The following is a 14,412-nucleotide window of genomic DNA, read 5'->3' as shown; positions in this document are numbered from 1 at the left end:
GTCAGGCGGTGATGCGGTCGATCACCAGGGTGCGCTCGAAGGGCTCGGCATCCGGGTCGATGGTGACCGCACCGGCGAGCGTCTCCACGCCGCGGGCCAGCCGCTCCGGCGTCTCGGTGTGGCAGGTGAAGAGCACCTGCCCGGCCTCCACGCGCTCCCCCACGCCGGCGTGCCAGACCACGCCCGCACCGGCCTGCACCGGGTCCTCCTTGCGGGCGCGCCCGGCGCCCAGGCGCCACGCGGCCACGCCCACCTTGTAGGCGTCCATGGCGGTCACCACACCACTGGCCTCGGCCGTCACCTCGGCGGTGTGGGCACCCGGCACGAGCTCGGCCTCGGGGTCGCCACCCTGCGCGGCGACCATGCGCTTCCACACCTCCAGCGCGGCACCGGAGTCCAGCACCTGCTCCACGTCCACGTCCGCCGCGCCCTCGATGCCGGAGGCCAGCACCATCTCGCGGGCCAGGGCGAGGGTCAGCTCGCGCACGTCGGCCGGGCCGCGGCCGGAGAGCACCTCCACGGACTCGGTGACCTCCAGCCCGTTGCCGGCGGTGCGACCCAGCGGCGCGGACATGTCGGTGAGCAGCGCCACCGTGGTCACCCCCGCCGCGGTGCCCAGGGCCACCATCCGCTCGGCCAGGGCGCGGGCGTCGGCCTCGTTCTTCATGAACGCCCCCGAGCCCACCTTGACGTCGAGCACCAGCGCGCCGGTCCCCTCGGCGATCTTCTTGGACATGATCGAGCTGGCGATGAGGGGCAGCGCCTCCACGGTGCCGGTCACGTCGCGCAGGGCGTAGAGCTTCTTGTCGGCCGGCGCCAGCCCCGCCCCTGCGGCGCAGATGACGGCACCCACCTCCTCGAGCTGGGTCATCATCGCGTCGTTGGTGAGCTCGGCGCGCCAGCCGGGGATCGCCTCGAGCTTGTCCAGGGTGCCGCCGGTGTGGCCCAGCCCGCGCCCGGAGAGCTGCGGCACGGCCACGCCGCATGCGGCCACGAGCGGCGCCAGCGGCAGGGTGATCTTGTCGCCCACGCCGCCGGTGGAGTGCTTGTCGGCGGTCGGGCGGCTCAGGGTGGAGAAGTCCATGCGCTCGCCCGAGGCGATCATGGCCGCGGTCCAGCGCTCGATCTCGCCGGGCTCCATGCCGTTGAGGAAGATCGCCATGGCCAGCGCCGACATCTGCTCGTCGGCCACCTCGCCCCGGGTGTAGGCGGCCACCACCCAGTCGATCTGCTCGTCCGACAGGCGACCACCGTCGCGCTTGGTGCGGATGACGTCCACGGCATCGTGCTGCGCTGCGCTCATGGGTCCATCATCGCCGATGGGGCGCCGCGCCGGGGTACGTGGGCATCGGGCCCCGGCCCGTGCCCGGCCCCGGACGCGCCGACGGCGCACGACCGGGTGGTCGTGCGCCGTCGGGAGGTGGTGCGGGCGGGTCAGTCGCCGAACGACTCCTCGTCCGGGTTGGCCAGCAGGTGGGCCAGGGACACACCCAGACCGCCCCAGATGACGCCCAGGTAGACAACCATCATCACGATCGCCTCGGTGCTCATGCGCGTCCTCCCTCCGTGTACGTGGTGGTGGCGGCGTGGCCGTAGCCTCGCTCAGTGGTGTCGACACCGTGGATGGCACGCACCTCGGGGTCCTCGAGGTCGTACGAGGTGGCGTGCAGGTGGCGGTTGCGGAAGGGGACGAAGGACAGCAGCACCGACAGCAGCAGCACCAGGCCAACCATGCCCCACCCGAAGGTGTTGATGAAGTCGGTCGGGTAGCCCTCGTACGGCTCGGCGCGCAGGCCCTTGACGGTGTCCCAGGTGGTGAACGCCAGCACGGCGGGCGTCAGGACGCCCACGCAGAACATCCAGACCTTGCCCAGGCGGAAGGAGCTGACGGTGTTGAGGTGGCGGGCCAGGCGGGGCAGGGCCAGCGCCACCCAGGTGAGCACGATGCAGGCCAGGCCCGCCGAGCCGACCAGCAGCACGTTGTTCACCCAGTTGTCGGTGACGTCCAGCACGTACAGGCCGGTGGAGCGCGGGTAGAAGGCCAGCGACACCAGGGCCATGACCGTGCCGGTCACCAGGGTGGCGGTGCGGTGGCTCACGCCGGCCTTGTCGGCGAACGCGGCGCCGACCACCTGCATGAGGCTGACCAGCGAGGTGACACCGGCCAGCAGCAGGCAGCCGAAGAAGAGCACGCCGAAGACGTTGCCGAAGGGCATCTCGCTGATGAGCGCCGGGAAGACCACGAAGGTCAGGCCGGGCCCGCTGGCGACGGCCTCACCGACGGTCACGCCCTGCTGGTGGGCCAGGAAGCCGATGCAGGCGAACACACCGATGCCGGCCAGCACCTCGAAGGAGGCGTTGGAGAAGCCGACCACCAGGCCGGAGCCGGTGAGGTTGGTCTTGAGGTGCAGGTAGGAGGCGTAGGTCAGCATCGCGCCGATGGCCACCGAGGTGCTGAAGAACACCTGGCCGTAGGCGGCCACCCAGACCTCGGCGTCCTTGAGGGCGGCCCAGTCGGGCGAGAAGAAGGCGTTGAGGCCGTCGGCGGCGCCGTCCAGCAGCAGGGCGCGGATCACCAGCGCGGCGAAGACCACCATCATCAGCGGCAGGAACACACGGTTCAGCCAGCCGATGCCGGCGTCCACGCCAATCCACACGATGAGGATGCTCACGGCCCACAGGGCGGCCAGCACCAGCGCGGTGGAGCCGACGAAGGAGCCGAACGCGCTCGGGGTGTCGGCCACCTGCAGCACGGTGCCGTTGAAGAAGCCCTCCGGATCGTCACCCCAGGCGAGGTTGAACGAGTAGAAGAAGTAGCGCGTGGCCCAGGCCAGCACCACCGCGTAGTAGGTGGCGATGACGAAGCACATGAGCGTCTGGATCCAGCCGAAGGGCTGCAGCCAGCCCTTGAGGCGGCTGAAGGCCAGCGGGGCCGAGCCGCGGAACTTGTGGCCCATGGCGTAGTCCACGAACAGCAGCGGGATGGCCGCCGTCAGCAGGGCCACCAGGTAGGGCACCAGGAAGGCGCCGCCACCGTTGGAGTAGGCCACGTAGGGGTAGCGCCAGATGTTGCCCAGACCCACGGCCGAGCCGATGGCGGCGAGGATGAAGACGGTGCGACCGGAGAAGGCCTGCCGGCCTCCGGACCCGGTGTCCGGTGCGTCGGACGGGCGGTACGCCGAGGCGCCGCCAGCAGTGTGGGACATCGCTGACCTCGATGTTCGTAGGGAGAACTGTCGAGGGAATCATGGCCGCGGGCGCGGCAGGGGCCAATGGTTGGCGCGGATCGTTGTGCAACCGTGACCGGCCGAACCCGCCACCCATCCGGTCCCGGGCGCCCCCGGCTCAGGCGAGGTCGTCGGCCCCGAAGGCCAGCGGCACCAGCTCGGCCACCGTGCGGGGGCGGCCGTCCGGCGCCATGACCAGGCACTCGCCGCCGCCGTGCTCCACGAGCAGCTGGCGGCACCGCCCGCAGGGCATCACCACGAGCTCCTCGCGCTGCACGCACGCCACGGCCACCAGACGCCCTCCCCCGGTGGCCACCAGCTGGCTCACCATGCCGCACTCGGCGCACAGGGTGACGCCGTAGCCGGCGTTCTCCACGTTGCAGCCCGAGACGACCCGGCCGTCGTCGGCCAGGCCCGCGGCACCGACCGGGTACCCGGAGTACGGCGCGTACGCGCGCCGCATGGCCGACCGAGCCGCCTCCAGCAGGGCGTCCCAGTCGACGCCGTCACCGCCGGCGGCAGCCACCTCCGGCTCCTCGCTCACGCCTGGCCCTTGACGTAGGGCGTGCCCTCGGCGGCCGGCGGGCGCACGCGGCCCACCAGGCCGGCCACGGCGACGATCGTCACCAGGTAGGGCAGCATCAGCAGCAGGTCGGTGGGCAGCGGGGAGCCGATGGAGCTCAGCACGTTGCCCAGGTTCTTGGTGAAGCCGAACAGCAGCGCGGCCACCACGGCGCCCTTGGGGCTCCAACGGCCCAGGATCATGGCCGCTAGGGCGATGAAGCCGTTGCCGGCGGACATGTCGCGCCCGAAGGCCAGGCCGGCGCCGATGGTGAAGAAGGCACCACCCAGGCCCGCCACGGCGCCACCGATGAGGGTGTTCACCACACGGAGGCGGTTGACGTCCACACCGACGGTGTCGGCGGCCTTGGGGTGCTCCCCCACCGCGCGGGTGCGCAGGCCCCAGGTGGAGCGGAAGAGCATGACGTGCAGCACCGCCACCACCACGTACATGAGGTACACGAGGATGGTCTGGTCGAAGAGCACCGGCCCGATGACGGGGATCTTGGACAGCACCGGGACCGGCAGCTGCGGCAGCGCCTGACGGCTGTTCCACAGCTCACGGTCCTGCGTGAGCAGCGACGAGAACAGGAAGCCCGTGAGGCCCAGCACCAAGGTGTTGAGCACCACGCCCACGATGATCTGGTCGACCCGGAAGACCACCGCGAAGAGCACCAGCAGCGCACCCACGAGGGCTCCGGCCACCGGGGCGGCCAGCAGGCCCAGCCACGCGTTGGCCGCCAGCGAGGCCACCACGGCCGCGGCGAAGGCCCCGAAGAGCAGCTGGCCCTCGATGGCGATGTTGATGATGCCCGAGCGCTCGCACAGGATGCCGCTCATGGCGCCGAAGATCAGCGGCACCGAGAGCGCCAGCGCACCGGCCAGCAGGGAGACCACCGGCACCACCGACCCGGTGCCGGCCGCGGCCCACACCAGCGTGGTGGCGATGAAGGCCAGACCACCGAGCACGTGGGCCCAGGCCGGCAGGTGTCCGCGGCGCAGCACCGCCCACGCGGTGACGGCCGTGAACAGCACCGCCAGGCCGATGGCGGTCGGCAGCGTGGGCAGCGTGAGGTCGGGGAGGTCGAAGAACGCCCCGGCGCTGCTGAAGCGGAAGGAGGTCTGCGCACCGGACGGGCTGCGCAGCACGAACACGCCCCAGGCCAGCAGCAGGCCCAGCAGGTAGACCGCGACCACCCCCCATCGGGGCTTGGCGGAGGTGCGGGGCAGAACGACCGGCTGGTCGGCGCCCTCGCTGCCGGTGGGGCGCGGTGCCGGGGTGCTCTCGGCGGCGCTCAGGGCGGTGCTCATGCTGCGGCCTCCTCGGAGGTCGCGCCGGAGCGCCCCGCCCGCTCGGGACGGGGGGCGCGGCGGCGCGGACGGGCGGGGTCGGGCAGGCGGAAGACCATGCGCACCAGCGGCGGGGCCGCGATGAGCAGCACGATCACCGACTGCAGGACGAGGATGATGTCGATGGGGGTCTGCGTGACCGACTGCATGACGAAGCCGCCGGCCTTGAGCGCGCCGAAGAGCAGACCCGACCAGAACACGCCCCACGCCCGGGAGCGGCCCAGCAGCGCCACGGTGATGGCGTCGAAGCCGAGCGAGCCGGCGATGCCGCCGGTGAGGAACTGCTCGGTGCCCTGCACCTGCGCGGAGCCGGCCAGACCGGCCAGCAGGCCGGCCACGGTCATGGCCACCACGGTGACCGCGCCGACGTTCATGCCGGCGGTGCGGGCGGCGGCCTGGTTGGCGCCCACCGCACGCAGGCGGAAGCCCAGGGTGGAGCGCTCCAGCAGCCACCACACGACCACGGTGGCCACGACGGCCAGCAGGAAGGCCGCGTTGAGGCGGAAGCCGTCACCCAGCAGCGAGGGCCACAGGGAGTTCTCGGCCAGGCGCGGGGACTTGGGTTGGTTGGAGCCGTCCTCCTGGAAGGCCGAGGTGGTGAGCAGGTAGGCCACCAGGTACACGGCGGTGTAGTTGAGCATGATCGTCACGATCACCTCGTTGGCACCGGTGCGGGCCTTGAGCAGGCCGGGCACCAGGCCCCACAGTGCGCCACCGAGGGCGGCACCGCCGGCCGCCACGAGCAGGTGCACCACCGGCGGCAGGTCCAGGGCGAAGCCCAGCCAGCTGCCGAGGATGGCGCCGACGATGATCTGGCCCTGGGCACCGATGTTGAACAGCCCGGCCCGGAAGGCCACGGCCACGCCGAGACCGGCCAGGACCAGCGGCACGCTGAACACCAGCGACTCCGTCAGCGGACGGACCTGGCGCTCGAAGGTGGTGGCGTCGGGGTTGAACACCGCCCCCTTGAACAGCGAGGTGTAGGCCTCCGAGACGGCCACCCAGACCGCCTCGAGGGTGTCGCTGGGACGGGCGAAGAAGTAGGTGGAGGTCTCGCGGACCTCCTCGTCGGCGACGGCGATGAGGACCGCGCCCACCAGCAGCGCCAGCAGCACGGCCAGCAGCGAGATGAGCAGGTTGCCGGTCACGATGCGCTGGAACAGCCCGTCGCGCTCGGTGTCCGGGGACACCGAGGTGCCGGTGAGGTCCGGGGTGGCGGGCGCCGCGGGGTCCGTGGCGGGGGTGGTCATCGGGGGTCCTCCTGGGCAGCGGCCTGGGCACGGGCCTCGTCGGCGGGCACGCCGGCCATCATCAGGCCGAGCACGTCGCGCGGGGTGTCCCCCGGCACGACGTCCACGACGCGGCCGCGGTACATCACGGCGATGCGGTCGGACAGGGCGAGCACCTCGTCGAGCTCGGTGGAGACGATCACCACGGGCGTGCCGCGGTCGCGCTCGGCCACGATCTGGGCGTGGATGAACTCGATGGAGCCCACGTCCACGCCACGGGTGGGCTGGCTGGCCACGAGCAGGGTGAGGTCGCGGCCCATCTCGCGGGCGATGACGACCTTCTGCGCGTTGCCACCCGAGAGGGTGCTGATGGGGTCGTGCACCGAGCCGATGCGGATGTCGTACTCCTGCACCTGGCGCTCGGCGTTCTCGGCCAGCTTGCGCGGCGACATGCTCCACCGGCTGCCGGAGACCGGCGAGGTGTAGCGGTCGAGCACGAGGTTCTCGGCGATGCTGAAGGTGCTGATGACGCCGTCGGTGGAGCGGTCCTCGGGCACGAAGCCCAGGCCGCCGGTCAGGCGCTCGTGCACGGACTGGCGCAGCAGGTCGCGGCCGGCCAGGGTCACGCTGCCGCCGTCGGCGGGCTCGGTACCCAGCAGCACCTCGGTGAGCTCGGTCTGGCCGTTGCCCTGCACCCCGGCGATGCCGAGGATCTCGCCGGCGTGCACCTGCAGGTCCACGCCGTCGACCACCACGGCGCCGGAGTCGCTCACCACGCGCAGGTCGCGCACGTCGAGCACCACCTCGCCGGGCTGCGCGGGCTCCTTGGCCACGCGCATCTCCACCGAGCGGCCCACCATCATCGCGGCGAGCTCGGGCTCGGTGCTGGCCGGGTCGGCCTGACCCACCACCTCGCCGCGGCGGATCACCGTGATGCGATCGGCGACGGCGCGGATCTCGCGCAGCTTGTGGGTGATGAAGACGATCGAGGTGCCGGAGTCGGCCAGCTCGCGCATGATCGCCAGCAGCTCGTCGGTCTCCTGCGGCGTGAGCACGGCGGTGGGCTCGTCGAGGATGAGCACCTTGGCGTCACGGCTGAGGGCCTTGATGATCTCGACGCGCTGCTGCGCGCCGACCGGCAGGTCCTCGATCACCGCGTCCGGGTCGATGTCGAAGCCGAAGCGCTCCGACAGCTCCCGGGCGCGGCGTCGTGCGGCCCCCAGGTCCAGCATCGGGCCGGAGCCCTCGTGGCCCAGGGCCACGGACTCGGCCACGGTGAAGACCGGCACGAGCATGAAGTGCTGGTGCACCATCCCGATGCCGGCGGCGACCGCGTCGCCCGGGCCGGAGAAGGAGACCTCACGGTCGTCCAGCAGGATGGCGCCCTCGTCGGGGCGGTGCAGGCCATAGAGCACGTTCATGAGCGTGCTCTTGCCGGCGCCGTTCTCGCCCAGCAGCGCGTGGACCTCGCCACGCTCCACCACGAGGTCGATGTCGCGGTTGGCCACCACGGGCCCGAATGCCTTGGTGATGCCGCGCAGTTCCAGCTTCATGCAGGTGTCCTGTCGTCCGTGCGGACCCGGGTGCCGCCCGGGGTCACTTCGGGGTGTTCTCGGAGGTCACCTTGAGCTCGCCGGAGACGATCTTCGCGCGCAGGGCGTCGACCTCCTTGGAGAGCTCCTCGGGAACCTTGCCCTCGAAGTCGTGGAAGGGGGCCAGGCCCACGCCCTCGTTCTCGAGCGTGCCCACGTACGGCTTGTTGTCGAACTTGCCGGTGGCGCCCTGCTGCACGGCGTCGAACACGGCCTGGTCCATCTCCTTGATGACCGAGGTGAGCATGACCTTGCCGTACTCGGTGGACTCGTAGCCGTCGGTGTCGACCCAGACCAGCTTGGCGCCGTCCTTGCCCTCCACGGCCTGCGCCGCACCGGAGCCCACGGGGCCGGCCACCGGCATCACGACGTCCACGCCCTGGGCGAGGAACTGCTCGGTGAGGGTCTTGCCCTGGCCGATGTTCTCGAAGTCGCCGGAGAAGGAGCCCTTCTGGGCCTTCTTGTCCCAGCCCAGCAGCTTGACGTCCTTGCCCTTGGCCTTGTTGTACTCGGCCACACCGTCGGCGAAGCCGTCCATGAAGACCGACACCGAGGGGATCTGCATGCCGCCGAAGGTGGCGACCTTGCCGGACTCGCTCATGCCGGCGGCCAGGTAGCCACCCAGGAAGGCGGCCTCGGCGGTGTTGAACAGCAGCGGGCGCACGTTCTCGGCGGTGGCCGGCTTGTTGCCGTCGGCCAGGGCGGAGTCCACGAGAGCGAAGTCCACGTCGGAGTGCTGCTTGGCGGCCTCCTGGATGGTGTCCTCGAGCATGAAACCCACGCCGATCACCATGTTGCAGCCCTGCTGGTTGACCAGGGTGTCCACGTTGGGGGCGAAGTCGGCCTCGCTGGAGGACTCCACCTTGGCGGTCTGGATGCCCAGCTCCTCCTCGGCGCGCTTGAGGCCCTCGTAGGAGGTCTGGTTGAAGGACTGGTCGTCGAAGCCACCGGAGTCCGAGACCATGCAGGCCTTGTAGTCCTTGTTCACGTCCTCCGCGGGCGCGCCGCTGCCGGAGCCCTTGCCGGACTCCGAGCCGCCCTCCTCCGGGGCCTCGCCACAGGCCGTCAGGGCGAGGGAAGCGGCCGCGAGGACGCCGGCGATCTTCATCGAAATGCGCATGTCAACTCCTGCTGAGTGGCTGTGCCACCCAGGCGTGACACGGCGCACATGGTACGCGCCCGGGCGCCCCTCGACGGGTTCCTTCTCAGGCGCGCGCGGCGGCGCCGGCCACGAGGGCGGGCCCGGCGAAGACGAAGCCCGAGTAGACCTGCACCAGCGCCGCACCGGCCTCGCGCAGGGCCACCGCGTCGGCGGGCGTCATCACACCGCCCACCCCGATGACGGGCAGGTCGCTCGCGCCGGCCACCACCGCCACGGCCTCCCGGGCCCGCGCGGTGAGCGGCGCCCCGGAGAGACCACCGGGCGGCTGCTCAGCGGACACCCAGGCGGCGTCCTGCGGGGCCAGGCCCGTGCGCGCCAGGGTCGTGTTGGTGGCCACCATGCCGGCCACCCCCGCCTCACGCGCGATGCGGGTGGCGCCGGCGAGCGCCTCGTCGTCCATGTCCGGGGCCACCTTGCAGAACACCGGGACCGAGGCGGTGCCTGCGGCACGGGCTCGGTCGGCCTCCGCCTGCACCACGCCGGCCAGCAGGCGCTCCAGCGGCTCGGGGTCCTGCAGCCCGCGCAGGCCCGGGGTGTTGGGCGAGGAGATGTTCACCGCCAGGTAGTCCGGCAGGCCGGCGGCCACGCGCACGCAGGTGGCGTAGTCCTCCAGGGCGGACTCCAGCGGGGTGTCCTTGTTCTTGCCGATGCTCAGGCCCACCGGGATGGTCAGGCCGGCCGCGCGGGCCTCGCGCAGCCGCAGCACCGCGGAGTGCACCCCGGCGTTGGGGAAGCCCATGGAGTTGATCACCGCGCCGCTGGCGGGCAGGCGGTGCATGCGCGGCCGGGGGTTGCCCGGCTGCGGGCGCGGGGTGACCGTGCCCAGCTCCACGTGGCCCAGGCCCAGGGCCTGCCAAGCCAGCAGTGCGGTGCCCTCCTTGTCCGCCCCGGCCGCCAGGCCGACGCGGTGCGGGAAGGTGATGCCGGCCACCGTCACGCCCTCGCCGGGGCGCACCGTGCGCCCCGGGGCGATGCCGCCGGTCACCGCCGCGAGCGCGGTCATCGCGCCGGGCACACCCTGCAGCGCGGCCGACCACTGCAGCGTCGTGTGGTGGGCGGTCTCCGCATCGCCCCCGCCGAGCCCGAAGAGCACGGGGCGGACCACGCGCTCCCAACCGGTGGTGAGCACGGCCTCGCGCGCGGTCACGTGAGGTCCTCGCGGCCCAGCTCGTTGAGGCGGGCGACGATGCCCTTGACGTCCTGCGCGCGCTCCCGGGTGGTCACGAGCACCGCGTCGGGGGTGTCCACCACCACCACGTCGTCCAGGCCCATGGTCACCACGGTGCGGCCCTTGGAGGTCATGACGAACCCGCTGGCGTCCTCGCCCACCACCTCGCCGGCGCCGGTGGTCACCAGGCCGTCCACCTCCTTGCCCGCACCCAGGCGGCCGAGCACGGCACCCAGGGAGCCGAAGTCGCCCACGTCGTCCCACGGGAAGTCCCCCGGCACGCAGGCCACGTCGCCGGTGGCGGCGGCCGGCTCGGCGACCGCGTGGTCGATGGCGATCTTGGTGATCGGCGCCCACAGGTCGTCCAGTCGGCGCAGGTCGTCGTCGGCGGCGATGGTGGTGAGCGTCTCCACCATGTCCGGGTGGTTGCGGCCCAGCAGCTCCAGCAGCACGGTGGCCTTCACCACGAACATGCCGGCGTTCCAGCGGTAGCCGCCCTCGGCCAGGAAGGCCTCGGCGCGGGCGGCGTGCGGCTTCTCGTGGAAGGCCCGGACCGCGTGGGCCGAGGGGGCGCCGGGCACGTCGAGGGCCTCCCCCAGCCGGATGTAGCCGAAGCCGGTGGCCGGGCGGGTGGGCTCGATGCCGATGGTCACCAGCTTGCCGGTGCGCGCCACGGCCACGGCCTCGGCCACGCAGGCACGAAAGGTGTCCTCGTCGCCCACCAGGTGGTCGGCGGCGAAGGAGCCGATGACGGCCCCCGGGTCGTGGCGGGCGATGATCGCCGCGGCCAGCCCGATGGCCGGCATCGACTCGCGCGGCTGCGGCTCCACCACCAGGCCGTCGGCACCCAGGCCGGGCACGCCACCGCCGAGGGCCTCGCCGGTCACCTGCTCCCGCACCTTGTCCGAGTGCGCCGACCCGGTGACGATGGCGATGCGGTCCCCGGTGAGCGGCCGCAGCCGGTCGAGGGTGGCCTGCAGCATGGACCGGCCCTCCCCGGTCATGTCCTGCAGGAACTTGGGGGCCGAGGACCGGGAGACCGGCCACAGGCGGGTCCCCGATCCCCCGGCGGGGACGATGCCCCAGAAGCCGTCGATGCCCTGGTTGGCGGTGCCGGTGCTCATGAGGCCGAACCCTATCCGGCGTGCCGCAGTGGACAACGCGGCCCGCGCCGGGCACCGTGACCAGCGTGCGCGTCGCCATCGTCACCGAGTCCTTCCTGCCCCAGCTGAACGGGGTCACCACGAGCGTCTGCAAGGTGCTCGAGTGCCTGGCCGACAAGGGCCACGAGGCCGCGGTGGTCTGCCCGCGCTCCTCCACCCTGGCCCCCGAGGACCAGGTGCCCACCACCTACGCGGGCTTCCCCGTGCACCCGGTGGCCTCGGTGCCGGTGCGCAAGTTCCGCGTGGGCATGCCCGGTTACGACACCGAGGCGGTGTTCCGCGGCTTCAAGCCGGACGTGGCCCACATCGCCTCCCCCTTCGTGCTCGGCGTCAACGCCCTCTCGGTGGCCCGCCAGCTGCGGGTGCCCACGGTGGCCATCTACCAGACCGACATGCCCAGCTACATCCGCCAGCACTCCGGGCCGGCCGGCCACATCGCGGCCAACGCGGCGTGGCGGTGGATCCGCCGCATCCACGCTCAGGCCGACCTCACTCTGGCCCCCTCGCAGGCGGCGCTGACCGACCTGCGCGAGCACGACATCCCGCGGACCGCCCTGTGGGGGCGCGGGGTGGACGCCAAGCTCTTCCACCCCGACCGCAAGCAGACCGACGCGGTGCGCCGCCTCAAGGCCGAGCTGTCGCCGCACGGTGAGGTGCTGCTGGGCTACGTGGGGCGCCTGGCCCCGGAGAAGGAGCTGCACCGCTTCCTGGAGCTGGCCGACCTGCCCGGCGCCCGGCTGGTGTTCGTGGGCGACGGCCCGAGCCGCGACCCGCTGGCCCACCAGTTCCCCACCGCGGCCTTCCTCGGCCGCATGGAGGGCGAGGAGCTGGCCGACGCGTACGCGTCCTTCGACCTGTTCGTGCACGCCGGCACGCGCGAGACCTTCGGGCAGACGCTGCAGGAGGGCGCCGCGGCCGGGCTGCCCGTCATCGCGCCGGCGCGGGGCGGCCCCCTGGACCTCATCGACCACGGGGGGACGGGCTACCTCTTCGACCCGGACCGGGCCGGGTCGCTGCGCGAGTGCGTGGAGCGCCTCGTCACCGCGCCGGGGGCGGCGCAGGAGCGTGAGCGCATGGGCGTCGCCGGCCGCACCGCCGTGGAGGGCCGCTCCTGGAGCGCGATGGTGGACCGCCTCATCGAGTACTACGAGCAGGTCATCCCGCTGCACGCCGCCGGGCGCCGGGTGCTCTGAGGAGAGCTGGCCCGCCGCTACCACCACGGCCGGGCGCGACAGGACGAGGCCGGGCGAGGCCCAGGGGGCGTGACAGGGCGAACTCAGAGCTCGCGGCACTCCCCCGTGCCGAGCTCCCAGGAGTCCAGCGGGCGCCACACGCCGTCCGGCCCCGACACGTAGCGCGTGAAGTGGTCCACCGTGAACGTCGCCGCGAAGTCCGCCATCTCCTGCATGGCCCGGTCGAGCGACCCGGCCGGCACGTTCTGGGCGAGGGTGACGTGCGGGTGGTACGGGAAGGGCAGCTCCATGGCCAGCGGACCGGCGTGCACGTGACGCTCCAGGGCGGCGCACTCCTCGGCACCCTGCACCAGCGGCGCGTAGACCACCTGGGAGACCGGCCGGAAGGTCTCGGTGCCCCGCAGTTCCACCACGAACGGCCGCACCGCGGCGGCGGCCGCCGACAGGTGGTCGGCCACCAGCGAGCGCACGTCGCGCGCCATCGTCAGCGGCGGCATGAGGGTGATGTGCGTGGGGATGGACCGGGCCTGCTCGTCCCCGACGGCCATCCGCACCCGACGGACCTCGTCCGCCCAGGGCGCGGGGACCGGGATGGCGACGCCGATGTCCATCGTCACGGGAGAGTCCTCAGTCCCGTCCGACCGGGAGGAAGCCCATCGCCTCTCGGGCCCGGTCCATGACCGGGGCGGCCATGGCTCGGGCCTTCTCGGAGCCACGGGCCAGGATGCGGTCGAGCTCGGCCGGGTCGGCCAGCAGCTCGGCGGCACGCTCGCGGGCCGGGGCCAGCAGCGCCTCCACCGCCTCGGCCGTGGAGACCTTGAGCGCGCCGTAACCCTGACCCTCGAAGCGGGCCAGCAGCGTCTCCACGCTCTCCCCGGAGGCGACCGCGTGGATGTTCAGCAGGTTGGTGACGCCCGGCTTGGCCTCCTGGTCGTAGGCGATCACCGCGTCGTTGTCGGTGACGGCCGACTTGAGCTTCTTGGTGGAGGCCTTCGCCTCCTCGAGCAGCCAGATGACGCCCTTGTCGGAGCTGGCCGACTTGCTCATCTTGTTCGTGGGCTCCTGCAGGTCCATGACCCGCGCGGACTCCTTGGTCACCCGGTACTCCGGCACCACGAAGGTGTCGCCGAAGCGGTGGTTGAACCGCTGGGCGAGGTCGCGGGTGAGCTCCACGTGCTGCACCTGGTCGTCGCCCACCGGCACCAAGGAGGTGTCGTAGAGCAGGATGTCGGCGGCCATGAGCATCGGATAGGTGAACAGTCCCACCGAGACGTTGCCGGCCTCCTGCTTGGCGGCCTTGTCCTTGAACTGCGTCATGCGGCTGGCCTCGCCGAAGCCGGTGATGCAGTTGAGCAGCCACGCCAGCTCGGCGTGCTCGGGCACGTGGGACTGCACGAACAGCACGGAACGCTCCGGGTCCACGCCGCCGGCCATGAACTGTGCCGCGGTACGACGGGTGCGCTCGCGCAGCAGGGCCGGGTCCATGGGCACGGTCACCGCGTGCAGGTCCACCACGCAGAAGACCGCCTCGTGGCCGTCCTGCATCGGCCCCCACTGCGACAACGCGCCGAGGTAGTTGCCCAGGTGCAGCGAGTCGGAGGTGGGCTGCATGCCGGAGAACACCCGCGGGGTGCCGGCGTGCTGGAAACCGGTGGGGACGTCAGCGCTCATGGCGCCCATTCTGACACTCGGGGTGGGGTGTCCGTCCTCCATGGTTGTCCGGGTCGTCGTGGGTGGTAGGTGATGGTCCGTGTGCCGTCGGGGTGG

At 72.3% G+C, this 14,412-nt stretch carries 13 protein-coding genes; 1 reads left to right on the top strand and 12 read right to left on the bottom strand.

Annotated features, from left to right (window positions below):
* Nucleotide 1: 1 nt before the first annotated feature.
* The 10 genes from CYJ76_RS09255 to CYJ76_RS09210 all read right to left on the bottom strand — a co-directional run bounded on the left by CYJ76_RS09255 (nucleotide 2) and on the right by CYJ76_RS09210 (nucleotide 11,413).
* Nucleotides 2-1,303, bottom strand: a complete 1,302-nt coding sequence (locus CYJ76_RS09255) for a thymidine phosphorylase (protein ID WP_070703561.1) — start codon at nucleotides 1,301-1,303, stop codon at nucleotides 2-4.
* Between the two features lie 131 nt (nucleotides 1,304-1,434).
* Nucleotides 1,435-1,551 carry a methionine/alanine import family NSS transporter small subunit gene (locus CYJ76_RS09250; RefSeq protein ID WP_083323419.1) on the bottom strand — a complete coding sequence of 39 codons (117 nt, stop codon included), beginning with the start codon at nucleotides 1,549-1,551 and terminating at the stop codon, nucleotides 1,435-1,437.
* Complete coding sequence (locus CYJ76_RS09245; protein WP_101849935.1) at nucleotides 1,548-3,206, bottom strand: sodium-dependent transporter; 1,659 nt, start codon at nucleotides 3,204-3,206, stop codon at nucleotides 1,548-1,550. Before CYJ76_RS09245 ends, CYJ76_RS09250 begins: the two co-directional genes overlap by 4 nt.
* A gap of 139 nt (nucleotides 3,207-3,345) precedes the next feature.
* Nucleotides 3,346-3,771, bottom strand: a complete 426-nt coding sequence (locus tag CYJ76_RS09240; protein WP_083323418.1) for a cytidine deaminase — start codon at nucleotides 3,769-3,771, stop codon at nucleotides 3,346-3,348.
* Nucleotides 3,768-5,099: an ABC transporter permease gene (locus CYJ76_RS09235; protein ID WP_070703559.1), complete on the bottom strand. Its 1,332-nt coding sequence runs from the start codon at nucleotides 5,097-5,099 to the stop codon at nucleotides 3,768-3,770. Before CYJ76_RS09235 ends, CYJ76_RS09240 begins: the two co-directional genes overlap by 4 nt.
* On the bottom strand, nucleotides 5,096-6,388 hold the full coding sequence (locus tag CYJ76_RS09230) for an ABC transporter permease (RefSeq protein WP_070703558.1): 1,293 nt from the start codon (nucleotides 6,386-6,388) through the stop codon (nucleotides 5,096-5,098). The genes CYJ76_RS09235 and CYJ76_RS09230 overlap by 4 nt, the downstream gene beginning before the upstream one ends.
* Complete coding sequence (locus tag CYJ76_RS09225) at nucleotides 6,385-7,920, bottom strand: ABC transporter ATP-binding protein (protein WP_101849934.1); 1,536 nt, start codon at nucleotides 7,918-7,920, stop codon at nucleotides 6,385-6,387. Before CYJ76_RS09225 ends, CYJ76_RS09230 begins: the two co-directional genes overlap by 4 nt.
* A 43-nt stretch (nucleotides 7,921-7,963) precedes the next feature.
* Complete coding sequence (locus tag CYJ76_RS09220; protein ID WP_070703556.1) at nucleotides 7,964-9,079, bottom strand: BMP family lipoprotein; 1,116 nt, start codon at nucleotides 9,077-9,079, stop codon at nucleotides 7,964-7,966.
* An 85-nt stretch (nucleotides 9,080-9,164) separates the two neighbouring features.
* Complete coding sequence (locus tag CYJ76_RS09215) at nucleotides 9,165-10,268, bottom strand: quinone-dependent dihydroorotate dehydrogenase (protein WP_202820479.1); 1,104 nt, start codon at nucleotides 10,266-10,268, stop codon at nucleotides 9,165-9,167.
* Nucleotides 10,265-11,413 carry a mannose-1-phosphate guanylyltransferase gene (locus tag CYJ76_RS09210; protein WP_101849933.1) on the bottom strand — a complete coding sequence of 383 codons (1,149 nt, stop codon included), beginning with the start codon at nucleotides 11,411-11,413 and terminating at the stop codon, nucleotides 10,265-10,267. Before CYJ76_RS09210 ends, CYJ76_RS09215 begins: the two co-directional genes overlap by 4 nt.
* A 65-nt stretch (nucleotides 11,414-11,478) precedes the next feature.
* Here CYJ76_RS09210 and CYJ76_RS09205 point away from each other — a divergent pair, with 65 nt between their 5' ends.
* A complete protein-coding gene (locus tag CYJ76_RS09205; protein ID WP_202820478.1) occupies nucleotides 11,479-12,645 on the top strand; it encodes a glycosyltransferase family 4 protein in 1,167 nt (388 codons plus the stop codon).
* 83 nt (nucleotides 12,646-12,728) lie between these two features.
* Here CYJ76_RS09205 and CYJ76_RS09200 read toward each other — a convergent pair whose 3' ends face one another.
* Together CYJ76_RS09200 and trpS are read right to left on the bottom strand one after the other, a co-directional pair.
* Nucleotides 12,729-13,256, bottom strand: a complete 528-nt coding sequence (locus tag CYJ76_RS09200) for a 2'-5' RNA ligase family protein (RefSeq protein ID WP_238138213.1) — start codon at nucleotides 13,254-13,256, stop codon at nucleotides 12,729-12,731.
* Nucleotides 13,257-13,272: 16 nt separating this feature from the next.
* Nucleotides 13,273-14,316: a tryptophan--tRNA ligase gene (trpS, locus tag CYJ76_RS09195; protein WP_101849961.1), complete on the bottom strand. Its 1,044-nt coding sequence runs from the start codon at nucleotides 14,314-14,316 to the stop codon at nucleotides 13,273-13,275.
* Nucleotides 14,317-14,412: the final 96 nt, after the last annotated feature.

Origin of the sequence: Kytococcus schroeteri, from assembly GCF_002847825.1 — a bacterium.
Lineage (GTDB): Bacteria > Actinomycetota > Actinomycetes > Actinomycetales > Dermatophilaceae > Kytococcus > Kytococcus schroeteri.
This window is presented reverse-complemented; position numbering and strand designations above follow the sequence as displayed.